General features: G+C 66.2%; 17 protein-coding genes and 3 pseudogenes. 8 read left to right on the top strand and 12 right to left on the bottom strand.

The genetic code is table 11. From position 1 onward, the window contains the following. Position 1: 1 nt before the first annotated feature. From ACSJDS_RS06165 to ACSJDS_RS06135, 7 genes and pseudogenes are all read right to left on the bottom strand, one after another. Positions 2-1,109: pseudogene (locus ACSJDS_RS06165) on the bottom strand (S-(hydroxymethyl)glutathione dehydrogenase/class III alcohol dehydrogenase). A 137-nt stretch (positions 1,110-1,246) separates the two neighbouring features. After that, positions 1,247-2,230, bottom strand: a complete 984-nt coding sequence (locus ACSJDS_RS06160) for a branched-chain amino acid ABC transporter permease (protein ID WP_473031804.1) — start codon at positions 2,228-2,230, stop codon at positions 1,247-1,249. A gap of 4 nt (positions 2,231-2,234) precedes the next feature. Further along, positions 2,235-3,122, bottom strand: a complete 888-nt coding sequence (locus tag ACSJDS_RS06155; RefSeq protein ID WP_473031805.1) for a branched-chain amino acid ABC transporter permease — start codon at positions 3,120-3,122, stop codon at positions 2,235-2,237. A 61-nt stretch (positions 3,123-3,183) separates the two neighbouring features. Then, entirely contained in the window at positions 3,184-4,404 is a 1,221-nt protein-coding gene (locus tag ACSJDS_RS06150) for an ABC transporter substrate-binding protein (RefSeq protein ID WP_473032497.1), read from the bottom strand. A gap of 190 nt (positions 4,405-4,594) precedes the next feature. Continuing rightward, a complete protein-coding gene (locus ACSJDS_RS06145; RefSeq protein WP_473032496.1) occupies positions 4,595-5,350 on the bottom strand; it encodes an ABC transporter ATP-binding protein in 756 nt (251 codons plus the stop codon). Continuing rightward, positions 5,347-6,123 carry an ABC transporter ATP-binding protein gene (locus ACSJDS_RS06140; protein WP_473032495.1) on the bottom strand — a complete coding sequence of 259 codons (777 nt, stop codon included), beginning with the start codon at positions 6,121-6,123 and terminating at the stop codon, positions 5,347-5,349. Before ACSJDS_RS06140 ends, ACSJDS_RS06145 begins: the two co-directional genes overlap by 4 nt. Positions 6,124-6,394: 271 nt before the next feature. Next, positions 6,395-7,772 (bottom strand): annotated as a pseudogene (locus ACSJDS_RS06135) (L-serine ammonia-lyase). Between the two features lie 177 nt (positions 7,773-7,949). On the opposite strand from ACSJDS_RS06135, the gene ACSJDS_RS06130 reads away from it, so the two are divergent. Both ACSJDS_RS06130 and ACSJDS_RS06125 read left to right on the top strand, forming a co-directional pair. Beyond that, a complete protein-coding gene (locus ACSJDS_RS06130; protein ID WP_473032494.1) occupies positions 7,950-8,861 on the top strand; it encodes a LysR substrate-binding domain-containing protein in 912 nt (303 codons plus the stop codon). 165 nt (positions 8,862-9,026) lie between these two features. Next, on the top strand, positions 9,027-10,598 hold the full coding sequence (locus tag ACSJDS_RS06125; protein WP_473032493.1) for an AbgT family transporter: 1,572 nt from the start codon (positions 9,027-9,029) through the stop codon (positions 10,596-10,598). Between the two features lie 145 nt (positions 10,599-10,743). Here the strand turns inward: ACSJDS_RS06125 and rpoD are convergent, their stop codons facing one another. From rpoD to rpsU, 3 genes are all read right to left on the bottom strand, one after another. Then, on the bottom strand, positions 10,744-12,591 hold the full coding sequence (rpoD, locus tag ACSJDS_RS06120) for an RNA polymerase sigma factor RpoD (RefSeq protein ID WP_473032492.1): 1,848 nt from the start codon (positions 12,589-12,591) through the stop codon (positions 10,744-10,746). A gap of 256 nt (positions 12,592-12,847) precedes the next feature. Next, positions 12,848-14,677, bottom strand: a complete 1,830-nt coding sequence (dnaG, locus tag ACSJDS_RS06115) for a DNA primase (RefSeq protein WP_473032491.1) — start codon at positions 14,675-14,677, stop codon at positions 12,848-12,850. Positions 14,678-14,821: 144 nt separating this feature from the next. Next, positions 14,822-15,037, bottom strand: coding sequence for a 30S ribosomal protein S21 (gene rpsU / locus ACSJDS_RS06110; protein ID WP_010629611.1), 216 nt, complete (start codon positions 15,035-15,037; stop codon positions 14,822-14,824). A gap of 388 nt (positions 15,038-15,425) precedes the next feature. On the opposite strand from rpsU, the gene ACSJDS_RS06105 reads away from it, so the two are divergent. From ACSJDS_RS06105 to ACSJDS_RS06095, 3 genes are read left to right on the top strand one after another with little or no spacing between them, the layout of a single operon-like run. Next, positions 15,426-16,499 carry a nitrate- and nitrite sensing domain-containing protein gene (locus tag ACSJDS_RS06105; RefSeq protein WP_473032490.1) on the top strand — a complete coding sequence of 358 codons (1,074 nt, stop codon included), beginning with the start codon at positions 15,426-15,428 and terminating at the stop codon, positions 16,497-16,499. Next, on the top strand, positions 16,394-17,899 hold the full coding sequence (locus tag ACSJDS_RS06100) for an EAL domain-containing protein (RefSeq protein ID WP_473032489.1): 1,506 nt from the start codon (positions 16,394-16,396) through the stop codon (positions 17,897-17,899). The genes ACSJDS_RS06105 and ACSJDS_RS06100 overlap by 106 nt, the downstream gene beginning before the upstream one ends. Next, positions 17,857-19,119, top strand: a complete 1,263-nt coding sequence (locus tag ACSJDS_RS06095) for an EAL domain-containing protein (RefSeq protein ID WP_473032488.1) — start codon at positions 17,857-17,859, stop codon at positions 19,117-19,119. Before ACSJDS_RS06100 ends, ACSJDS_RS06095 begins: the two co-directional genes overlap by 43 nt. A gap of 23 nt (positions 19,120-19,142) precedes the next feature. Here ACSJDS_RS06095 and ACSJDS_RS06090 read toward each other — a convergent pair whose 3' ends face one another. Beyond that, positions 19,143-21,134: a methyl-accepting chemotaxis protein gene (locus ACSJDS_RS06090; protein WP_473032487.1), complete on the bottom strand. Its 1,992-nt coding sequence runs from the start codon at positions 21,132-21,134 to the stop codon at positions 19,143-19,145. A 258-nt stretch (positions 21,135-21,392) separates the two neighbouring features. Between ACSJDS_RS06090 and tsaD the strand changes: the two are divergent. Next, positions 21,393-22,430: pseudogene (gene tsaD / locus ACSJDS_RS06085) on the top strand (tRNA (adenosine(37)-N6)-threonylcarbamoyltransferase complex transferase subunit TsaD). 344 nt (positions 22,431-22,774) lie between these two features. Here the strand turns inward: tsaD and plsY are convergent. After that, positions 22,775-23,329, bottom strand: coding sequence for a glycerol-3-phosphate 1-O-acyltransferase PlsY (gene plsY / locus ACSJDS_RS06080; RefSeq protein WP_473034982.1), 555 nt, complete (start codon positions 23,327-23,329; stop codon positions 22,775-22,777). A gap of 195 nt (positions 23,330-23,524) precedes the next feature. On the opposite strand from plsY, the gene folB reads away from it, so the two are divergent. Continuing rightward, the gene (folB, locus tag ACSJDS_RS06075) at positions 23,525-23,890 is read left to right on the top strand and encodes a dihydroneopterin aldolase (protein ID WP_473032486.1); all 366 of its coding nucleotides are present in this window, start codon (positions 23,525-23,527) and stop codon (positions 23,888-23,890) included. Beyond that, positions 23,890-24,411, top strand: a complete 522-nt coding sequence (gene folK / locus ACSJDS_RS06070; RefSeq protein WP_473032485.1) for a 2-amino-4-hydroxy-6-hydroxymethyldihydropteridine diphosphokinase — start codon at positions 23,890-23,892, stop codon at positions 24,409-24,411. Before folB ends, folK begins: the two co-directional genes overlap by 1 nt.

Genomic DNA, 24,411 nt, shown 5'->3' with positions numbered 1-24,411 from the left:
CTCAATAGTGGAGCACGGTACGGATGCTTTCGCCACGGTGCAGCAGCTCAAAGGCCTCATTGATCTGCTCGAAGGGCATATCATGGGTAATGAAATCGTCGATGTTGATCTCGCCGTTCATGTAGCGCTCGACATAGCCCGGCAGCTCGCTGCGCCCCTTCACCCCGCCGAAGGCGGAGCCCTTCCAGACCCGGCCGGTGACCAGCTGGAACGGCCTCGTGGCGATCTCCTCGCCGGCCCCGGCCACGCCGATGATGATCGACTCGCCCAGCCCTTGTGGCAACACTCCAGCGCCGAGCGCATCACGTTGACGTTGCCGATGCACTCGAAGGAGTAGTCGACGCCGCCGTCGGTCATCTCGACGATCACCTGCTGGATCGGGTCGGGATAGTCCTTGGGGTTGACGAAATCGGTGGCGCCGAACTGGCCGGCCAGCGCGAACTTGTCGGGATTGACGTCGATGGCGATGATACGGCTGGCCTTGGCCATCATCGCCCCCTGGATCACCGCCAGGCCGATGGCCCCCAGGCCGAACACCGCCACGGTAGAGCCAGGCTCCACCTTGGCGGTATTGAGCACCGCGCCGATGCCGGTGGTCACCCCGCAGCCCAGCAGGCAGATCTTGTCCAGCGGCGCCGTCTTGGACACCACCGCCAGCGACACCTCGGGCAGCACCGTATATTCGCTGAAGGTGGAGCAACCCATGTAGTGGTGCAGCGGTTTGCCCTCCAGCGAGAAGCGGCTGGTGCCGTCGGGCATCAGCCCCTGCCCCTGGGTGGCACGCACCGCCCCACACAGGTTGGTCTTCCCGGAGAGGCAGAACTTGCACTGGCCGCATTCGGCGGTATAGAGGGGAATCACATGGTCGCCCGGCCTGACGCTGGCGACACCCGCCCCACCTCCTCCACGACACCGGCCCCCTCGTGGCCCAGCACCGAGGGAAACAGCCCCTCCGGGTCGGCGCCGGAAAGAGTGTAGGCGTCGGTATGGCAGACGCTGGTGGCGGCCATGCGCACCAGCACCTCACCGGCCCTGGGGCCTTCCACGTCGATCTCGGCCAGCTCCAGCGGCTTGCCCGCAGCCCGGGCAATGGCGGCTCGTGTCTTCATGGCGATCTCCTGACGAGGTGGTCGATGCCTTTCAGTCTAGGCCGCTTATGGAGCTGGCGAAACCCAAGGGAATCAGAGAATTATCTCAATAAAAAAAGCGCCCCGTAGGGCGCCAGGAAGAGGCCTTGCCGATGCCTTCACTTGAAGTTCTTGCGATAGGACTTGAGGATCTCGCCGACGATGCCGCTACGGAAGCTCAGCACGCAGACCACGAAGATCACCCCCAGGATCGGACCCACCCAGGCGCCCAGGGCGCCCTGGGCCAGCAGATGCTGCAGGCTGACCACCAGGCCGGCGCCCACCACCGGGCCGAACAGGGTGCCCACCCCGCCCAGCAGGGTCATCAGGATCACCTCGCCGGACATGTGCCAGTGAGCGTCGGTCAGCGAGGCCAGCTGGAACACCACCGTTTTGGTGGAGCCGGCCAGGCCGGCCAGGCCCGCGGAGAGGATGAAGGCCAGCAGCTTGTAGGCATCGGTGTTGTAGCCCAGCGATACTGCCCGCGGCTCGTTCTCGCGGATCGCCTTGAGCACCTGGCCGTAGGGTGAGTGCACGGCGCGCTGCACGATGGCGAAGCCGATCAGGAAGACGGCGAACACGAAGTAGTACATCGCCAGGTTGCTGCGCAGGCTGATCACGCCGAACAGCTCGCCCCGCGGCACCCCGTGCAGGCCATCCTCACCGCCGGTAAAGGGCGCCTGAACGTAGAAGAAGTACACCATCTGCGCCAGCGCCAGGGTCACCATGGCGAAGTAGATTCCCTGGCGGCGAATCGCCAGGGCACCGAACACCGTGCCCAGGGCCAGGGCCGCCAGGGTGCCGACGATGATGCCCATCTCCGGGGTCAGCGCCGGGTAGCTGGCCAACAGGTAGCCGGTCACGTAGCCGCCGGTGGCCAGGAAGGCGGCATGCCCGAAGGAGAGCAGCCCCGCGTAGCCCAGCAGCAGGTTGAAGGCGCAGGCGAACAGCGCGAAGCACAGCACCTTCATCAAGAACACCGGGTAGGCGAAGAAGGGTGCCACCAGGCCGATCGCGATCAGCACGAGATACAGGAGGTTGCGGCGCATGTTGGCGCGCCGCTGGCGCTCCATGGTCGGGGTCAGGGTTTGCGTCGTGGCCATGACGTCATGCCTCCTTGCCGAAGAGACCGGCGGGTCGAATCAACAGCACCAGGATCATTACCAGGAAGATCACGGTGTTGGCCGCCTCGGGGTAGTAGACCTTGGTGAGACCCTCGATCAGGCCCATGCCGAGGCCGGTGAGCACGGCGCCGAGGATCGAGCCCATACCGCCGATCACCACCACGGCAAAGACCACGATCAAGAGGTTGGAGCCCATGGTCGGCGACACCGGATAGAGCGGTGCGGCCAGCACCCCGGCGAAGGCGGCCAGCGCGACGCCGAAGCCGTAGGTCAGGGTAATCAGCAGCGGCACGTTGACACCGAAGGACTGCATCAGCGCCGGGTTCTCGGTGCCGGCCCTCAGGTAGGCGCCAAGCCGCGTGCGCTCGATGATGAACCAAGTACCCAGACAGACCACCAGTGCCGCCAGCAGCACCCAGGCGCGATAGACGGGCAGGAACATGAAGCCCAGCTGGAAGCCGCCCTGCAACGCTTCCGGCGTGGGATAGCGGGCGCCTGAGACCCCGAAGAAATTGACCAGGGTGCCTTCGAAGATCAGCGCCAGGCCAAAGGTCAGCAGCAGGCCGTAGAGGTGGTCCAGGTGCCCGATGCGGCGCAGCAGCAGCCGCTCGATCACCATCCCCAGCAGGCCCACCACCAGCGGCGCCAGCAGCAGTGCCGCCCAGTAGTTGATACCCAGGTAGCGCATTCCCAGCAGGGTGGCGAAAGCCCCGAGCATGTACATGGCCCCGTGGGCGAAGTTGACGATCTTCAGCAGGCCGAAGATCACCGCGAGCCCCAGGCTCAGCAGGGCGTAGAAGGCGCCGTTGATCAGGCCCAGCATCAGCTGGCCCATGAACACCGCCAACGGCACCCCGAATATCATCGTCATGTTAGGTTCTCCTCGCCGTCAGAGGGGCGGCGGCTGACGCCGCCGCCGTGTCTTGCCCAGCTTAGTTCTGCACCAGCTTGCACTGGCTCTCGGAAAGCGGGCGGTAGGCTTCTTCGGCAGGAATGGTGGCCAGGATCTCGTAGAGGTCCCACTCATGGGTGGAGTCGGCCGGCGACTTCACTTCGGCCAGGTACATGTCGTGGACCATACGGCCATCCTCGCGCAGGCGGCCGTTGCGGGCGAAGAAGTCGTTAATCTCCTGATCCATCATGTAGGCCCGCACGGTCGCCGGATCGTCGCTGCCGGTCGCTTCCACCGCCTGCAGGTAGTGCATGGTGCTGGAGTAGATGCCCGCCTGGACCATGGTCGGCATGCGGCCCACGCGCTCGTAGTAGCGCTCGGACCACTCGCGGGACTCATCGTCCATGTTCCAGTACCAGCCGGTGGTCAGCAGCAGCCCCTGGGTGGTATCGAGCCCCATGGCGTAGACATCGTTGAGGAACACCAGCAGACCGGCGAGCTGCTGTCCCGCCTCGACCACGCCGAACTGGGCAGCGGTGTTGATGGCGTTGACGGTGTCGGCGCCGGCGTTGGCCAGGCCGATGATCTGGGCACCGGAACCCTGGGCCTGGAGAATGTAGGAGGAGAAGTCGTCGGTGGGGAAGGGATGACGAACGCCGCCCACCACTTCACCGCCGCTCTCTTCCACCACCCGGGTCACGTCGCCTTCCAGGGCGTGGCCGAAGGCGTAGTCGGCGGTGAGCATGAACCAGCTCTCACCGCCCTGGTCGACGATCGCCCGTGCGGTGCCGTTGGCCAGCGGGTAGGTGTCATAGACCCAGTGGATGTGGTTCGGCGTGCAGTGCTCGTTGGTGATGCTCGACGCCGCCGAGGCGGAGACGATGGCGAAGCCGTTGTTCTCTTCCAGCACCCGGGTCACGGCGATGGTCACCGAGGAGGCCACCAGGCCGGCCACCATGTCGACGTTGCGGGTGTCGATCCATTCCCGCACGGTGCTAGCGCCTACGTCGGCGCTGTTGCGGTCATCGGCGCTGAACACCTCGATCGAGGCGCCGTTGACGTTGCCGCCGAAGTCTTCGACCGCCATGCGCAGGGCCTCGAGGCCGCCCGGGCCGGCCAGGTCGCGATAGGTGCCGGACATGTCGGCCAGGTAGCCGATACGCACTTCGCCGTCGCTGATCTCGGCCTGGGCGGTAGCGGCCATGGCGGCGGTGGCGGCAATGGCGATGCTGCTGGCGAGGGTCTTCTTGATGAAGGTCATTTTCGTCTCCATGGCCCCGTAGGGCTGCTTGTTGTTGTCGCGGGCGCTGCGATCAGTCGCCGCTGTGGTGGTGGTTACGAAAGTTGCGGTTGCGGTTTTTGGTCAGCCGCCGAGGCGGCCCAGCTACTGCGCTTTCGGGAAGGCATCCAAGCCAGGGCACCCTCCGGAAAAATCGTCCCGCGCGATGGACTCACACCCCCAGCAGGGAGTTGAGATGGTCGCGCTTGCCGGCCAGCTCGGCCTTGCTGATCTCTTCGACGATCCGGCCGTGCTCCATCACGTAGTGGCGGTCGGCCAGGGGCGCGGCGAAACGGAAGTTCTGCTCCACCAGCACGATGGTCATGCCGCGGTCGCGCAGCTTGACCAGCACTTCGCCGAGTTTCTGCACGATGACCGGGGCGAGCCCTTCGGTGATCTCGTCGAGCAGCAGCATGCGCGCGCCGGTGCGCAGGATGCGCGCCATGGCCAGCATCTGCTGCTCACCGCCGGAGAGCCGAGTGCCCTGGCTGCGCCGCCGCTCATAGAGGTTGGGGAACATCTCGTAGATCTCGTCGAGGCTCATCCCGCCGGAGCGCACCGTGGGCGGCAGCAGCAGGTTCTCCTCGACGTCGAGGCTGGCGAAGATGCCGCGCTCCTCCGGGCAATAGCCGATGCCCAGCCGCGGAATGCGGTGAGGCTTCATGCCCAGCGTCTCGTTCCCGTTGATCATGACCGAGCCGGTGCGCCGGCCCACCATGTTCATGATCGCCTTGAGGGTGGTGCTGCGCCCCGCGCCGTTGCGGCCCAGCAGGGTGACCAGCTCGCCACGCCTCACGTCGAAGTCGACGCCGTGGAGGATGTGCGATTCGCCGTAGAAGGCGTGCAGGTCGCGCACCCGCAGCATTTCGGCGCCGTCGTGATCCTGATAGTGCGTGGCGTCGGCGACCGGTTCGGCTACCTGATTCATGCGCTGGCCTCCTCTTCTGCATCCGCTTCACTGCCCATGTAGGCCTCCTTGACCCGCGGATCGGCGGACACCTCGGCGTAGTCGCCTTCGGCCAGCACCGCCCCGCGCGCCAACACGGTGATGCGATCACACAGCCGGCTCACCACGCTGAGGTTGTGCTCCACCATCAGCACGGTGCGGCCCTTGGCCACGCGACGGATCAGCTCGACGATGCGGTCGACGTCCTCGGCGCCCATGCCCTGGGTCGGCTCGTCGAGCAGCATCAGGGTCGGCTCCATGGCCAGGGTGGTGGCCACTTCCAACGCCCGTTTGCGCCCGTAGGGCATCTCCACGGTGAGCACGTCGGCGTACTCGCGCAGGCCCACTTCGTCCAGCAGTTCGATGGCCCGCTCGTTGAGGTGCTCGAGGGTGCGCTCGGACTTCCAGAAGTGGAAGGAGGTGCCCATAGGCCGCTGCAGCGCCACCCGCACGTTCTCCAGCGCGGTCATGTGGGCGAACACCGCCGAGATCTGGAAGGAGCGCACCATGCCCAGCCGCGCGATCTGGTTGGCCTTCATGCCGGTGATGGCGTCGCCGCGATAGAGGATCTCGCCGCGGGTCGGCGGCAAAAACTTGGTGAGGAGATTGAAGACGGTCGTCTTGCCGGCCCCGTTGGGACCGATCAGGGCGTGGATATGTCCTTCCCGGACCTGCAGGTTGACATCGTCCACGGCGGTGAAGCCGCGGAACTGCTTGGTCAACCCGCGAGTTTCCAGTATGAACTCCTGGGTCATGTGACGTCCTCTCTGGATCGCCGCCGGCGATCCGCGCTGATTTGTTGTCTTTGTCATGAAGGCTGATAGGCGAGTACCAGCCCGGGACTTTCTAACCTTTACGTTAACGTAAGCTAGAGGAGACGCCCCCGAGGAGCAACACCTGAAACGCCGAACTCGACCAATGGCGTAGACGCTCCGGTTTTCAGTAGCTTGCAAACAAAAACGCGACACCCGTCGGGGCATCGCGCTGGCTCGATATAGAGGATTGATCTAAAGAAGCTTTCGCCCCTCAACACTCGATGGCGTTGACCGCCAGCCCCCCACGGGAGGTCTCCTTGTACTTCTCCTGCATGTCGGCCCCGGTGTCGCGCATGGTGCGAATCACCTTGTCCAGGGAGATGAAGTGCTCGCCGTCGCCGCGCAGCGCCATCTGGGCGGCGTTGATCGCCTTCACCGAGGCGATGGCGTTGCGCTCGATGCAGGGCACCTGCACCAGACCCCCACCGGATCGCAGGTCAGCCCCAGGTTGTGCTCCAGGCCGATCTCGGCGGCGTTTTCCACCTGGCCGACGCTGCCGCCCATCACCTCGGCGAGCCCCGCGGCGGCCATGGCGCAGGCGGAGCCGACCTCGCCCTGACAGCCCACCTCCGCGCCGGAAATGGAGGCGTTCTTCTTGCACAGGATGCCCACGGCGCCGGCGGCCAGCAGGAAGTCCACCACGTCGCGCTCGCAGGCGCCCGGCTGAAACTTCATGTAGTAGTGCAGCACCGCCGGAATGATGCCGGCCGCGCCGTTGGTGGGGGCGGTCACCATGCGCCCACCCGCGGCGTTCTCCTCGTTGACCGCCAGGGCGAAGACGTTCACCCAGTCCATAGCCGAGAAGGTCGAGGCGATCAGGCTGCGGTCATCCTCGGCGGCGAGCAGGCGACGGTGGAGGGAGGCCGCGCGCCGCTTGACGTCGAGCCCCCCGGGCAACACCCCTCGTGGTGCAGGCCGGTCTCCACGCAGGCCTGCATGGCCTGCCAGATCTCCCACAGCCCGGCGCGCACCTCCGCCTCGCTGCGCCAGGCCTTCTCGTTCTCCAGCATCAGCTCGCTGATGCGCAGGTCGTGCATGCGACACAGCGCCATCAGCTCGGCGGCGGAATTGAAGTCGTAGGGCAGTGCCGTGGTGTCGCTATCCAGCTCGCCCCGGGCGGCCTGCTGCTCGTCGACCACGAAGCCGCCACCCACCGAGTAGAAGGTGTTGCGGTATAGCTCGTCACCGTGACCATGGGCCACCAGCGTCATGGCGTTGGGATGATACGGCAGGCAGTCGTCATGCCACTGCAGGTCTCGAGCCCACAGGAAGGCGATCGCCAGGCGGCCGTCGAGCAGCAGGGTGCTGGACTCCAGCAGCTCTTCGATGCTGGGGCCGACGATGGCGGGGTCGATGACATCGGGGCGCTCGCCCATCAGGCCCATGAGCACGGCGCGGTCGGTGCCATGCCCCTTGCCGGTGGCCGACAGTGAGCCGTGGAGATGCACCTCGATGCGGGCCACCCGTTCGAGCAGGCGCCGCTGGCGCAGTGCCTCGACGAAATCGTAGGCGGCACGCATCGGCCCGACGGTGTGGGAGCTGGATGGACCGATACCGATCTTGAAGAGATCGAAAGCGCTGATTGCCATGACATCTACCTCGCAGGGGAACGGCGACTGACGGCGGGCAAGACGCTCCGAATACCGGCAAATACATCAGTGGAGCTAAACAGTCTTGCCATCTTGTTGGCTTTCGCTCTATGTTGAAGCGGTTCGCTGCGGCGGACAAACCAGAATAACTTCCCTTGAGTATAGAATGACTAAAGCATGAGCCGCCTCCTGCACGCCCAGACCCACGCCTGGCTGAAGGTCTTTGCCGTCAGCGCTCGCCACCTCTCCTTTACCCGCGCCGCCGAGGAGCTGCACGTGACCACCGGCGCGGTCAGCCAGCAGATCAAGCAGCTGGAGGCCCGGCTGGGCTTCAAGCTGTTTCGCCGACTGCCGCGCCGACTGGAACTCACCGAGGAGGGCCGCCGGCTTGCCGGCGTGGTCGACGAGGCCTACCAGGCGGTGGGCCTGGAGGTGAAACGCCTGCGCAGCGGGGTGATGAGCGGCATCGTTCGCCTGCGCAGCGTGCCGGCCTTTCTCAGCAAGTGGCTGATGCCGCGCCTGCCGCGGCTGCAGGCGCGATTCCCCGACATCGAAATGCAGCTGGTCGCCGAAGACAGCAGCCTGTCGCTGCGCGAGGGCGACTTCGACCTGGCCATCGACCTCAACGATGGCCACTATCCCGGCCTCTCGACCACGCCGCTGATGGAGGAGGTGATCTTCCCGGTCTGCGCGCCGGCCCTGCTGCGCCGCCGCCCCTCGCTGTCTAGCCCGGCAGAGCTCGCCTGGTACCCGCTGCTCCACGACGTCACCGCCTGGCGCGGCGGCCACCCCTATGCCGAGTGGGAGCACTACCTGCAAGCGGTCGATGCACCGCCGATCAACGCCCGCCGCGGCTATACCTTCAACCGACATCGCCTGGCCCTGGAGGCAGCCGTGGCCGGCATGGGCGTGGCCATCGCCCGCCAGGCCCTGCTGACCGACGAGCTCAAGACCGGCAGCCTGATCGCCCCCTTCGCCACCCGCATCCCCACCGGCAAGCGCTACGGTATCGTCCACACCAGCGGCGCCCTGGACGACCGCCGGGTCGCCGCGGTGCACGACTGGATCGTCGAAGAAGCGCATCGATAGCACCTCCCTCCCCCTGCTCGAGGCCTCTGCGAGAGGCCGCTTATGCCCCAGCTCAAAAAAAGCAGGAATGGGTTTGCAGAACGCGCTCATGCCAAGTAATGTCGCGCGCCATGCCTTTAAGGCAACACAATATCCTGCAAAATAGCCATACAACGAGATAATTCAATGTCAGCTAATGCAACGCGCAGCGAGCGTCTCCGCCGCGGCGCTTTCAACCGCTTTCTCGACAGCGTGGAGTGGCTGGGCAACCTGCTTCCCCACCCGGTCACGCTCTTCGCCCTGCTCTGCGTCATCGTGGTGGTGGCCAGTGGTATTGCCGGCGCCCTGGGCGTCTCGGTGGCGGACCCGCGCCCGGCCAACGAGGGTGAGTGGATCGCCGTCAACTCGCTGCTCAACGCCGAGGGTCTTCGCCGCTTGATCAGCGAGATGGTCACCAACTTCACCGGCTTCGCCCCCCTGGGCACGGTGCTGGTGGCCATGCTGGGCGTCGGCGTGGCCGAGCACTCCGGCCTGCTCTCGGCCAGCATGCGCGCCCTGGTGCTCAACCGCTCGCCGCGCATCGTCACCTTTGCAGTGGTCTTCGCCGGCATCATGTCCAACATGGCCGCCGAACTCGGCTATGTGGTGCTGATTCCGCTGGCGGCGATGATCTTCCACTCCCTGGGCCGCCACCCGCTGGCCGGTCTGGCCGCGGCCTTCTGCGGGGTCTCCGGCGGCTACAGCGCCAACCTGCTGATCGGCACCGTCGACCCACTGCTCTCCGGGATCACCCAGGAGGCCGCCCGCCTGCTCGACCCCGCCTACAGCGTGGGTGCGGAGGCCAACTGGTTCTTCATGATCGTCAGCACCTTCGCCGTGACCCTGATCGGCGGCCTGGTGACCGAGCGCATCGTCGAGCCCAAGCTCGGCAAGTTCCATGCCGCCTATGCCGAGGACGATATCGACAACCAGCGCATGGAAGGCCTCTCCACCACCGAAAAGCAGGCCCTGAAGGGCACCGGCCTGGCCGCCCTGGCGATCGCCGCCACGCTGGCCCTGATGGTGGTTCCCCAGTGGGGCATTCTGCGCCATCCCGAAACCGGCGCGGTCAGCGGCTCGCCCTTCCTCGGCGGCATCGTGGTGATCGTGGCGGTCTCCTTCACGATCCTGGGCTACGTGTACGGCCGCCTGGCCGGCACCATGCGCGGTGACCGCGACATCGTCGACGCCATGGCCAAGAGCATGAGCAGCCTGGGGCTCTATATCGTGCTGGTGTTCTTCGCCGCCCAGTTCGTGGCGCTGTTCAACTGGAGCAACTTCGGCACGGTGATCGCCGTGGCCGGCGCCGACGTCCTGCAGTCCCTGGGGCTGCGTGGCCCGGCACTGTTCGCGCTGTTCATCCTGCTGTGCGCCTTCGTCAACCTGTCGCTGGGCAGCGCCTCCGCCCAGTGGGCGGTGACCGCCCCGATCTTCGTGCCGATGCTGATGCTGATGGGCTACGCCCCGGAGGTGATCCAGGCCGCCTACCGGATCGGTGACTCGGTGACCAACCTGATCACGCCGATGATGAGCTACTTCGGGCTGATCATGGCCGTGGCGGCGCGCTACCGAAAGGACCTGGGCATCGGCACCCTGGTCGCCCTGATGCTGCCCTACACCCTGTTCATGCTGATCGGCTGGAGCCTGCTGTTCTTCGTCTGGGTGTTCGTGCTGGGCCTGCCGGTGGGCCCGGGATCGGCGACCCACTACGTGCTGTAGACCGCCCCCAACCGGGTCAACGCGCCCGGCCCCGGCCGGACGCTGCATGCCACCGGGTGACGCAGACAGCGAAAGCCCCCGCCGGCACTGCCGGCGGGGGCTTCGTCGTATCAGGCCAGCCGGAGGCTGACCGGGCGGCGGGCGGTTACTCGTCCAGGAAGGAGCGCAGCGGCTCGGAGCGGCTGGGGTGACGCAGCTTGCGCAGCGCCTTGGCCTCGATCTGACGGATCCGCTCGCGGGTGACGTCGAACTGCTTGCCGACCTCCTCGAGGGTGTGATCGGTGTTCATGTCGATACCGAAGCGCATGCGCAGCACCTTGGCCTCGCGGGCAGTCAGGCCGCCCAGCACGTTGCGAGTGGCCTCGATCAGCCCCTCGCCGGTGGCCGAGTCGATGGGCAGCAACATGGTGCCGTCCTCTATGAAGTCGCCCAGGTGGGAGTCGTCATCGTCGCCGATGGGCGTCTCCATGGAGATCGGCTCCTTGGCGATCTTGAGCACCTTGCGCACCTTGTCCTCGGGCATCTCGAGGCGCTCGCCGAGCTCTTCTGGCGTGGGTTCGCGGCCCATCTCCTGGAGCATCTGCCGGGAGACCCGGTTGAGCTTGTTGATGGTCTCGATCATGTGCACCGGGATGCGGATGGTGCGCGCCTGGTCGGCGATGGAGCGGGTGATCGCCTGGCGAATCCACCAGGTGGCATAGGTGGAGAACTTGTAGCCGCGGCGGTATTCGAACTTGTCCACCGCCTTCATCAGGCCGATGTTGCCCTCTTGGATCAGGTCCAGGAACTGCAGGCCGCGGTTGGTGTACTTCTTGGCGATCGAGATCACCAGGCGCAGGTTGGCCTCGACCATCTCCTTCTTGGCGCGACGCGCCTTGGCCTCGCCGATGGAGAGGCGGCGGTTGATCTCCTTGAGCTCGGGCACGGCCAGCTGGACCATGTCCTCCTCGAAGGCGATGCGCCGCTGGGCGCGCTGGATGTCGCCGCGCAGCGCACTGAGACGGTCGGCGTACTTGCCATGGGCGGCGATGAACTCGTCGAGCCAGTCCTGGCGCGACTCGTTCCCCGGGAAGGCCTTGATAAAGGTCTTGCGGGGCACCTTGGCCTTCTTGACGAACAGCTGCATCACCGCCTTTTCCTGGGCGCGCACCTGCTCGACGCTGATGCGCACCTGGCCGACCAGGCGCTCGAAGTGCTTGGGCACCAGCTTGATCGGCGAGAACAGCTCGGCCAGACGCTCGAGCTCGGCCCTGGCTTCGGGAGACCCGCGCCCATGGGCCGCAATCGCCGCCCGGGCGCACTCGTTGAGCTCGCGGATCTGCTCGAAGCGGGCCCGAGCCTCCTCCGGATCCGGGCCGCCGGTGGTCTCTTCCTCGCCCTCGTCCTCGTCGTCATCCTCGTCGCCGTCGCCCTCGGACTCAGCGCGGGGCTCCTCCTCCGGCACCTCGGCCTCGGCCACGCCGGGGATGCCCTCGTCGGGGTCGATGAAGCCGGAGAATAGGTCGGACAGGCGGCCGGGGGCCTCCTCGTCCTGGGTGGCGTCGTAGGCCTCGAGGATGGAGTCGACCGCGCCGGGCAGCCAGGCTAGCGCCGACATCACCTCGCGGGTGCCCTCCTCGATCCGCTTGGCGATCTCGATCTCGCCCTCGCGGGTGAGCAGCTCCACGGTGCCCATCTCGCGCATGTACATGCGCACCGGGTCGGTGGTGCGACCCACGTCGCTCTCCACGGCAGCCAGTGCCGCCACGGCCTCTTCGGCAGCCGACTCATCGGTGGAGTGATCCGACATCATCAGGGTATCCTCATCGGGCGCCACCTCGACGACGCTGATACCCATGTCGTTGATCATGCCGATGATGTCTTCCACCTGGTCGGGGTCGGCGATGTCCTCGGGAAGATGGTCGTTGACCTCGGCATAGGTCAGGTAGCCCTGTTCCTTGCCGCGCGCGATCAACTCCTTCAGACGCGACTGCTGCTGCGCATTTCCAGCCATAGAAACCCTATCTCGACGAAGAAGAATGAAGCACCTGAAGCGCTGGGGTGGAGAAAACTCATGAAGCCGAACAGTATAGCGGAAAATGCCTGCATCCCGCCAGCTCGCCCCATTTGCTCTATCATTCAGGTGTGTTAATTTATTCGGTTGTGCTGGCGCCGGAGCCCTCAGACCTGCGACCAAGATGGGGGCGAGCCCGGCGATTTCAACCCCGGCGACCGCACCCGACCGGCCCTTCGCGCATCCACCCGGCTCCTTAGCCCTTCAGCTCCACCAGCAATTCCATCAGCCTTAGACGCGCTTCACGCGGTAGACGTTCGCCACCGCGCTCCCTGGCCAGCAGGGCCGCGTACTCTTCCTGGGGCGACTGGCGCCGCCGATGGCGATGCAGGTGCTCCACCAGGCCGTCGATCTCCGCCGCCCTGGCGCCGCGCGGGATCAGCATCTCGCGCTGCGCCAGGGCAGCGAGCCGCTGCCCCGGTTCGCTGCCGTGAAAGTGCGCCAGCAGCACCTGGGGGCTGCGATAGCGCCCGGCGCGCAGCAGCGCCACCACTTCACGACACAGCCCGCTGTCCGGATCGCCCTCGGGGTACCAGTCGTCTTCGGCGGGCAGCCGCTCGACCAGCGCGGGCTCATGCACCAGCAGCTGCAGGATTCGTCCCACCAGCCCCAGCGGCGCCCTATCGACGCCCAGCGAATCGCCTTCACCCGCCGGTCGATCGCCCAGCGGCGGCGCCATCGGTGCGACGCTGTCGGCAGCGGCCTCGGCCGGCGTGGCGACATGGCGCGTCATCAGTGTCTCGAAGCGAGACTGATCGACGCCGGTTCGCCGCGAGAGTTCGCTCAGCATCAACGACTTCAGCACCCCCTCGGGGAGCCTGGCGATCGCTGCCAGCACCTGGCTGGCGTAGCGCTCGCGCTCCTCGACCTGCGCCAGGTCGCGCCCCGCCGCCGCCTGATCGAAGAGAAACTCCGACAGCGGACTGGCGCAGGTAATGCGGTCCTCGAAGGCCGCCTGCCCCTCCCGACGCACCAGAGTGTCTGGATCCTCACCCTCAGGAAGGAACAGGAAGCGCGCCTGGCGTCCGTCGATCATCAGCGGCAGCACCGTTTCCAGGGCGCGACCGGCGGCCTGACGACCGGCCCGGTCGCCGTCGAAGCAGAACACCACCTCGCTGACCATCCGGAATAGCCGGCTCAGATGCGCTTCGCTGGTAGAGGTGCCCAGCGTGGCGACGGCGTTGCGGATGCCGAACTGAGCCAGCGCCACCACGTCCATATAGCCCTCGACGATCACCAGTCGCTCGAGGCGCGAGCTGGCCTGACGCGCCTCGTAGAGCCCGTAGAGCTCACGCCCCTTGTGAAAGACCGGCGTCTCCGGCGAGTTCAGGTACTTGGGCTTGGCATCGCCCAGCACGCGACCGCCGAAGGCGATGGTGCGGCCGCGCAGGTCGCGAATCGGAAACATCACCCGGTCGCGGAAGCGGTCGTAGGTCCGTCCGCTCTCCTCGCGCTGAACCAGCAGGCCATACTCCACCTGCACCGACTCGGGAATGCCGCGCTCGCCCAGATGGCGCTTGAGCGACTCCCAGCCGTCCGGCGCATAGCCGATGCCGAAGGCCCGCTGCACGTCCGCCGAGAGGCCACGGCGTTCGAGATAGGCTCGCGCCCCCTCTCCTTCGGGCATTTTCAGGCGCTCGCGAAAATAGCTCGCCGACAGCTCCAGCAGGTTGACGCCTTCCCGGCGCTTGCGCTCGCGAGCCTGGGCCCGCGGGTCGTCATCCCCCTCGCGAGGCACCTCCAGCCCCAGCCGGGCGGCCAGCTGCTCCACCGCCTCGGGAAAGCGCAGCCGCTCGTACTCCATCAGGAAGCGCAGGGCATTGCCGTGGGCGCCGCAGCCGAAACAGTGATAGAACTGCTTGTCGGCGCTAACGGTGAAGGACGGCGTCTTCTCCTGATGAAAGGGGCACAGGCCGGCGTGATTACGCCCCGCCTTTTTCAGCGGCACCCGCTCGCCGACCACCTCGACGACGTCGACGCGGGCCAGCAGGTCATCGATGAAGCGCTGGGGAATCTGACCGGCCATGCGGTTATCGCCACCTCGACATAGGGCAGGTGGATGAAAGTCGCGGCGGGATCAATGGAAAAACAAGCGGCCACCCGCCGGCGGCCGCTTGGTCATCCTTCCAGGACAGCCGGGACGTACGCCTCGACCGCCCCACAGTACGGATCAGTAGAGCCGTTCGAAGCGCTTGCGCTCGCGCTGAAGCTTCTTGGCGTGACGCTTGACCGCGGCGGCCGCTTTGCGCTTGCGCTCTGCGGTCGGCTTCTCGTAATGCTCGCGACGGCGAACCTCGGACAGAATGCCGGCTTTTTCACAGGAACGCTTGAAGCGACGCAGGGCGACGTCAAACGGCTCGTTATCACGTACTTTGACAGAAGGCATTAAGCACTCACCTACCTTAAGGTTTCTTGAGTTCGGTTTGTACGCACACCCTCTTCGGACAGATCTCGCGGTCGCCTGACCTCACCGGCAGCAAACTACCGGTGGCGACAAGGCAACGGATGCGGGAAATGCCCCTGGATGCACGACCCAGTCTTGCAGCGCACAGTATTTTAGTCGTCGCTCCCGCGCTTTGCAAACCATGTGAGAGTCAATGCACGCGTTATCTTGACATCACCGGTCATGTTGACGCACTCGGCTTGCCAGCCCCTGCCCGCCAGGATAGCGTGCTGTCTAGCTTTATAAGGAATATTGAAATTTTCCCGTGAGCGCCAGCCCATGCCCCGCCAACGCGAGTAGGCGGCACCAGGGCCAAGAGGTGGCTTTGCCGATGAGCATCCGTAACCTGCTGATTACCCTGCTGACCCTCATGGGCCTGCTGATCCTGGTCGGTTCTAGCTGGGAAATTCGTGAGATTCGCGCCAAGCAGAGTGCCGCCCAGTGGGTGCACCAGAGCAATCAGGTGGCCGACCTCTCCCTGCGCGCCAGCGGCGTCATGGCCATGGAGCGCGGCATCACCGCCGCTATTCTCTCAGACCCCGATCGGGCCAATCCGGAGATGCTCTACGAAATGGCCGAGCAGCGCCGCAGCGGCGACGAGCTCTACGGCACCATCGTGGCACTGGCATCGGAGCTGACCGACGCCGATGCCGACCTGCCGCTGTCACGCAGCCTGCGACAGTTGGAACATCATCGAAACGAACTGGCCAGCGCCCGCCAGCAAGTGGACCAGCTGATCGCCGGTGACGCTCCCGCCCTGAACGAGCAGCAGTGGATACGCTTGGCAACCCGCCATATCGAGACACTCTCAGATCTTCGCGACGCCACCAATCAGTCCAAGCCCGGCAACCTCTACTCCCACACCCCCAATCCGGTGATCAAGGAAGTCTTGTTCAATGCCAGCGAGCACGCCGGCCGCGAGCGCGCCATCGTCGGCGCTGCCATTGCCCAGTCGCGCTCGCTGAGCGAGGCCGAGCTGGCGCGACTAGAGCGCTATCGCGACATCGTCGACATCTCGCTGGAGCGCACCAACACCTTGCTCAAGCAGCTGCCCGATATCCCCGAGATGTCAGCAGCACGGGAGGCGCTGGACGCCGGGTTCCTGGGGACTACCAGGCGCTGCGCGAGGCAGTGTATGCGGCCAGCCATGAAGGCGAGCCCTACCCGGTCGGCGCCAGCGAGTGGTACCAGAACGCCACTCGCGGAATCGGCACCCTACTGGTGCTCTCCGAGGCGGTCAGCGAGCACTTTGAATCCCGCCTGGAACGGCTGCGGGACCACGCCCGGCTCTCACGGGCAATGGTGGCCATATCGATTCTCACCGCCGTCAGCGTCTTCCTGTTCGCCGTCTGGTCGATTCGCCGGCGCATCCTGCACCCTCTGCGCCAGCTCGAGGGGTCGATGAATCAGGTGACACAGGGCCATCTCGACCGCCCGCTGCCGCGCTTTCGCAACGATGAGATCGGCAGCCTGGCACACGCCTTCGAACAGCTGCGCGTAAGCCTGATCGACGATATTGCCCGGCGCGAGGCCAGCGAATCTGAGCTGCGCAAGCTCTCCCACGCCGTGGAACAGAGCGCGGATTCGGTCATCATCACCGACCGCGATCGCAACATTCAGTATGTCAACAGTGCCTTCGAGCAGCTGCGAGGCTACCGCCGCGAGGACATCATGGGCATGAATGCCCGCCTGCTGAGAAGCCACGAGCGCAACCCTCCAGAGGTCTACCGGGGCTTTCGCGAAGCGCTGGACAAGGGCGAGACCTTCCGTACCATCCTCGTCAATCTGAGCGCCAGGGGCGAACTCTACTACGAGGAAATGGCGGTCTCGCCGCTGTATGACGATGCAGGGGAGATCACCCACTATGTGGCCAACGGCCGGGATATCACCGAGCGGATGCGCGCGGAGCAGGAGCTAAAGAAACTCAACCAAGCCATCGACCAGAGCGTCAGCTCGATCGTGATCACCGACGCCAACGGCATCACCGAGTACGTCAATCCCCAATTCACGCGCACCACGGGCTACCAGCCCGAGGAAATCAAGGGGCGACGCATCCCCCTGCTGGAACCCGGCCGCCTGCCCCGCAGCCAGTATCAGAACCTGCGCCGCACCCTTCAGCAGGGCAAGGTCTGGGAGGGCGAGATCCTCAACCGCCGCAAGGACGGCCAGGCCTACTGGGAGCTCACCTCGATCAGCCCGGTGCGCAATCAGCACGGCGTCATCACCCACTTCGTCGGCATCCAGTACGACATCAGCGAACGCAAGCAGATGGAGGAGCAGATCAACCTGCTCGCCTACTACGACGACCTGACCCATCTCCCCAACCGCACCCTGCTGGCCAAGCGTTTCAACAAGCTGGCCAAGCGGGCCTTGCAACGCGGCCAGCAGATTGCGGTCCTCTCCCTGGATATCAGCCGTTTCCATCTGATCAACGACAGCCTGGGCCACCGCGCCGGCGACAAGGTGCTACGCACCGTCGGCCAGCGGCTTGGCGAATGCGCCCGCGGCCAGGATACCGTCGCTCGCTACGCCGGCGACGAATTCGTGGTGATCCTTGCCGACGCCCCCCACTATGAGGGCGTTGCCGCCGTGGCCCAGCGCATGATCGATGCCGTGCACCGCCCCATGGCCATCGAGGGCCACGAGCTGCACATCAACATGCACGCAGGCATTAGCGTATTACCCAGGACGGCCGGGATCTCGAGACCCTGCTCAGCAACGCCACCACCGCCCAGCACATTGCCGCCCGAGAGGGGCAGCGGGTGTTCCGCTTCTTTACCGAGGATCTCAATGCCGCAGCCCTGAAGCGGCTCGCTCTGGAGCAGGACCTGCGCCGTGCCCTGGAGCAGAACGCCCTGGAGCTGCACTATCAGCCCAAGGTGGATTTTGCCAGCGGCGAGGTAGTGGGCATGGAGGCCTTGGCTCGCTGGCATCACCCCAGCGAAGGCCACATCTCGCCCATGCACTTCATTCCGGTGGCCGAGGAGACTGGGCTGATTCAGCCGCTGGGCGAATGGGCCCTCTACGAGGCCTGCCGACAGGGCCAGGCATGGCGGGACCAGGGCCTTGGCTCACTCAACATGGCGGTCAATCTCTCGGCCCGGCAGCTGCAGCAGCCGGACCTGGCCGCCTCGGTCGGCAGGATCCTCGCCGACACCGGCTTCCCGGCCGAGCTGCTGGAGCTGGAGCTGACCGAAAGCGCGGTCATGGAGCACCCCGACGAGACCATCACCGTGCTCAAGGAGCTTAAGGCCCTGGGAGTACGCCTGGCCGTGGACGACTTCGGCACCGGCTATTCCAGCCTGGCCTATCTGCGCCGCTTCCCCTTCGACACGCTGAAGATCGACCGCAGTTTCATCACCAACATCACCACCTCCCCCGACGAGGCCTCCATTGCCCAGACCATCATCGCCATGGGCCACGGCCTACGCCTGCAGGTGGTGGCCGAGGGCGTGGAAACCCTGGCCCAAGCCGCCTACCTGCGCCGCCGGCACTGCGACCAGCTGCAAGGCTACCTGTTCAGCCGGCCGCTGCCCGCCGCGGAAACGGCCTCGCTGCTCAAGGAGCGGCCCCGCATGGCCCTACCTCCCAGCACCCCGCCCGAGGGCGACCGCACGCTGCTGCTGGTGGACAGCGACGGTGAGGCGCTCGCCGCGCTGGCCGGTGTGCTGCAAAGCGCTGGCTATCGCACCTTGACCGCCACGGGTATCGAAGAGGCCTTCGACCTGCTCGCCCTCAACGGCGTTCGGGTGGTGATCGGCGGCCTGCACCTGCCGGAAATGCCCGAGCTCGAGTTCCACCGGCGCGTCATAGCCCTCTATCCCGAGCTCGCCTGCCTGGCCCTAGCCCGCCCCCAGGACGCATCAAGGGTCGCTGCCGCCGTCGACAGCGGCCTGCTCCACGGCTGGCTACCCGGCATCTGCCGAGAGCGAGAGCTGCTCGATCAGGTGCAGGCGGCCTTCTCCCTGGCCGCCTTGAGCGCAGCCCGCGGTGATGAACCCCTCGACGCCACGCCCTGCCCCTGACACCTAGCTCCGGCTACGACTTATCAGGCGGGCTCTGCCAGCCGACTCGTCGCAGGCGATGGCAGCATGGGGGGCGTATCAGACTGGTGCCGGTCACGCGACCCCAGCACGAAGGCGCTCATCAAAGCATTGAGGTGCTCGGCCTGTTCGCGCATATCGGCGGCAGCATTCGTGCTCTGCTCCACCAGGGCAACATTGCGCTGGGTGTTACCGTCCAGCTCACTGACCGCCTGGTTGACCTGAGCGATACCGGCGCTCTGCTCGCGAGCCCCGGCACTGATCTCGGCGATCACCGCGCCGACCCGCTCAACGCTGTGAACGATATCCTCCATGGTAGCGCCGGCATGCTGCACGATCTCTGCCCCGCGCCGGGTGTTGACCACCGATGCATCGATCAGCTGACGAATTTCATGGGCGGCATCGCCGCTGCGGCTGGCCAGGCTTCGCACCTCCTGTGCCACCACCGCAAAGCCGCGCCCCTGTTCACCGGCTCTCGCCGCCTCCACCGAAGCATTCAGCGCCAGGATATTGGTCTGGAAAGCGATGCTGTCGATCAGGGTGATGATCTCGCCAATTCTCTCGGCGGAGGCACTGATATCCTCCATGGTGACCCCCACCTCCTGCATCGTGTTCTCACCCCGGCGAGCCACCTCGGCGGTGGAGAGCGCCAGCGCATCGGCCTGCTGAGCCGAGTCGGCGCTGTGGCTGACCGTAGCGGTGATCTGTTCCATGGAGGCCGAGGTCTCCTGCAGGCTCGAGGCTTCCTGCTCGGTGCGGGCGGCCAGCGCCTCGCTCCCCTGGGCGATCTCCTCGGCCGTGAGGTATACCCGCTGGGCGCTTTCCTTAACATCAAGCAACAGCCCCTGCATACGCGCCGCAAAGGCATTGAACTGGGCCGCCAGACTACCGATTTCATCATGATGGGTCACACTCAGGCGGCGCGTCAGGTCACCATCACCCTCGGCAATCTCGCGCATGGCCTGTGCGGTTTGACGCAGCCGCAGGACCGTACTGCGCCCGATCATCACCGCCACTAACACCACAAGTCCGGCGATCATGGTGGCGATCACACCGTTGCGAATCAGGTCTTGCCTAGCTCCGTCGCGCAGGCCAGCCACCAGTGTTAGCACGTTATCGGCCAGCGCATCCTCTACAACCTTCAGCCGATCTATCTTGACCGACTGCCACTCGAACCAGCGCTCAGGATCGACATCAAAGGCCTCTCGCGCGACGCTGTGAAGCACCGCCCCGCGGAGTTCGTCCAGCCGTTGGATCTCTGGGCCAGCCAGCTGCGCGTCGAGCAGCCCGCGCTGCGCGGGGGAGGCAAGGATCCGAAAGCTGTTCAGCTGGGCTTCCTGGGCGCCAATCAGCGAGACAAAGCCCCGATACCCCTCACCATCGATTCGGTCCGCGCCGAACGCACGCGAGAGCAGCGCCCGCTCGATACCAGCCAGTTCCTTGGCACGCAGGAGGTTGTAGTAGGCCGCCAAGCTACGGGTAGTCTGTGCCTCATCGGTGACATGGCTAAGCTGGCCCACGATGCCGATCAGTTCTGTGTTGAGCTCGGTATACTGGCCAGGTGCCTGGGTAACCGAGACGCCGAACCCATCCACTCGCTGTCGTAGCGTCGATAGGTCGGCCAGCTGGGCTGTGACGGTTTCGATCGGCTGCCGGACCTGACTGTCACTCGCGCCATGCCCCAGTGCCTGCAGCTGTGCCTTGAAACGCTCGATCAGGCGGTCGGTTTGTACGCGCTGCGCCTTCAGCTCGTCGCCGAACTGCCGCCCCTGGGTGCCGAGGTAGATCGCCGTGCCACCCCGCTCACGCTGAAGCTCATGAACTAGGTCCCCGGCAGTCAGCGCCAGACCGGTCAGCCCATGCAGCTGACTCATATGACTGGCCAGCTGCTGACGCTCCAGCAGTTGCAGACCGGCAAAGCCCGCCATGGCCAGCAGCGGCAGCATCAGCGCCAACAGTATCTTGTGACCAATAGAGATATGACGAAACAAGTGCATGACAATCCCCACGCATTACCGGCAGCGCTCCTGCCGAGCTTGTTATGGTTGTTCCCAACTCAGCAGCCTAGGCCAATGCCAATATACCCCCATGATTCAGATCAATTTTTCGCCAACACTGCGAGACCGAGCGGACGTCATGCGTTGAATTTCGGACAATTCTAGCGGCTTGCTTTTCCCATCCTGCCGCTCTTGCCAACCGCCTCCTCGGCGACTTTGCTAGAATGCCGGCCTTAGCCCATTTCGCGAGCCTGAATCATGCGTGTCCTCGGCATCGAAACCTCCTGCGACGAGACCGGCGTCGCCCTCTACGACACCGAGCGCGGCCTGGCGGCCGATGCCCTCTACAGCCAGGTGGCCATGCACGCCGAGTTTGGCGGGGTGGTCCCCGAACTGGCATCGCGCGACCACACCCGCCGGCTGCTGCCGCTGATCGAGCAGGTGCTCGAACAAGCGGGGCTTTTCCGCGGCGAGCTCGACGCCATCGCCTATACCGCCGGACCCGGCCTCGTCGGCGCTCTGATGGTGGGGGCTGCCACCGCCCACGGCATGGCCCGGGCGCTGGGCATTCCGGTGCTCGGCGTGCACCACATGGAGGGCCACCTGCTGGCCCCGATGCTGGAGGACGCGCCGCCGGCCTTCCCCTTCGTGGCGCTGCTGGTCTCCGGCGGCCATACCCAGCTGGTGGAGGTGCAAGGGCTGGGGCACTACCGGCTGCTGGGCGAGTCGGTGGACGATGCCGCCGGCGAGGCCTTCGACAAGGCCGCCAAGATGCTCGGGCTCGACTACCCCGGCGGCCCCCAGGTGGCCCGCCTGGCCGAACGGGGCGACCCGGGGCGCTTTCGTTTTCCGCGCCCCATGACCGATCGCCCGGGGCTCGATTTCAGTTTCTCGGGGTTGAAAACCCACACCCTGACCGCCATCCGCCAACTCGAGGCCGATGGCGGGCTGGACGACCAGGCACGCGCCGACGTGGCCCGCGCCTTCGAGGAAGCGGTAGTGGATACCCTGGTGATCAAGTGCCGCCGCGCGCTGGACCAGACGGGGCTGAAGCGGCTGGTGGTGGCGGGCGGCGTCAGCGCCAACGTTCGCCTGCGCGAGCGCCTGGAGCGGGAGTGCGAGAAGCGCGAGGCCCGGGCCTGACTACCCCCGCGGGCGCTTTTGCACCGACAACGGGGCGATGATTGCCTATGTGGGGGCAGCCCGACTGCTGGCCGGCGAGCGCGACGAGATCGGCGTGATGAAGGCGGTCCCCGCTGGCCGATGGAGACCCTGGAGGCCCCCGCCAGACGCTGAGAGGCAGGATGATTGCGCTCTTTACGTCCGGGGCAGCCCGACTGCTGGCCGGCGAGCGCGACGAGGTCGGTGTGATGAAGACAGTGCCCCGCTGGCCGATGGATAGCCTGGCGCCACCCGCCTGACGGCCAGGCAACGAGACTCGCGATCCCGGGAACGAAACCCTGGCACTTCGCTTGCCGCTTGCACGTCGGGGCACAACATAATCCCTCACGGGTGCCCCTCACTCGACATCCCTATCGATTGACGTGCGCGGCGGCGCTCGTTGCCAGCGCTCCCGGGTAGATATCGCTTCGCTTCATTACCCGGCCTCGCCGTCCTGCACGACCGTGCCAACTCGCCCGCTATAGCCCCGGCTCGTCGCCGCGGCGCAGCCGGCGGATATTGAGCAGGTGGCGCACGAGCACCACCAGCGTGAAGGCGATCACCACTCCCGTATAGTCCGGCGCCAGCCACAGGCTGGCGAGGGGCGCCGCGGCGGCGCTGACCAGGGAGGCAACTGCGGCAGTGCGCACCCGCCAGGCCAACAGCGCCCAGAGCCCGGCGCACGCCAGTGCCACCCCGGGAGTCAGCACCAGCATCACGCCGAAGGCGCTGGCCACCGCCTTGCCACCGCGAAAGCGATGCCAGACGGGAAAACTGTGGCCGAGCAGCACCGCGAGCCCCACCAGCCCCTGGGCCCAGGGCGGCAGCCCCAGGTGGATCGCCAGCAGCAGCACCGGCATGCCCTTGGCGGCATCCACCAGCAGGGTGGCCAGCGCGAGCCGGCGGCCGTGGAGCCGCAGCACGTTGGAGAAACCCGGATTGCCGGAGCCGGCCCGGCGCGGGTCGCCCACGCCGGCCAGCCGACAAACGCTCAGCGCGCCCAGCCAGGAGCCGCTGAGATAGCCCAGCCCCATCAGCGGCAATAGCCACTCGACCACAGTCACCCGCTACTCGCCCTCCCGCACCTGATCTCGACGGCGGCCCCTGGCCGGCAAACCCCGCCGGAGCCGCATGGCCGCTGTCATCCCCTGGCCGGCTCACGTACAATCGGGCGCCTGCAGAGGATGCCGTGCATCCGCCACCACTAGTTAGCCGGTCGGGAGCCCGCCATGGACCAAGTTCTGATCGAGTCGCTCGGCGTGGACACCGTGATCGGCGTCTATGACTGGGAGCGTACCATCTCCCAGCGGCTGCTGCTCGACCTGGAGCTGGCCACCGACATTCGCCCCGCCGCCGCCGATGACGATATCACCCAGACCCTCGACTACGCGGCCATCTGCGAGCGCATCGCCCGCTTCGCCGCCGACCACCGCGTCGCCCTGGTGGAGACCTTCGCCGAGCGGCTGGCCGAGACGCTGCGCGAGGAGTTCGGCATCGCCTGGCTGCGCCTGACGGTTCGCAAGCCCGGCGCCGTGCCCGCCGCCGCCGCGGTGGGCGTGCGTATCGAGCGCGGCACGCCTCCGGGGAGCCCCTGATGGCCTGGGTCAGCGTCAGCATCGGCAGCAACATCGACCGTGACCGCCATATTCGCCGCTGCCTGGACGCCCTGCACGCCGAGTTCGGCGAGCTGGCGGTCTCCCGGGTCTTCGAAAGCGAGCCGGTCGGCTTCGAGGACGGGCGCAATTTTTACAACCTGGTGGTGGTCTTCGAGTCCCGCTGGACGGTGGGGGAGCTGCAGGCCTGGTGCAAGCGCCTTGAACTGGCCAACGGCCGCCGCCCCGATAGCCCCAAGTTCAGCCCCCGCACCCTGGATATCGACCTGCTCACGGTGGGCCGGCTGACCGGCGTCCATGACGGCGTCAGCCTGCCCCGCGACGAAATCACGCAGCATGCCTTCGTCCTTCAGCCGCTGGCCGAAGTGCTGCCGGACACCCCGCATCCGCTTACCGGCAGGCGCTACGTCGATCTCTGGGCCGAACTGGGCGCCGACTTCAAGGCCGCCGGCCAACGCCTGTGGCCGGTGGATTTTGTCTGGCCCCACCGCATAATGGGGTAG

The sequence above is a fragment of the Halomonas sp. SL18_1 genome (assembly GCF_055755715.1).
The sequence above is the reverse complement of the archived record's forward strand: the minus strand, read 5'-3'. Positions and strand labels throughout refer to the sequence as shown.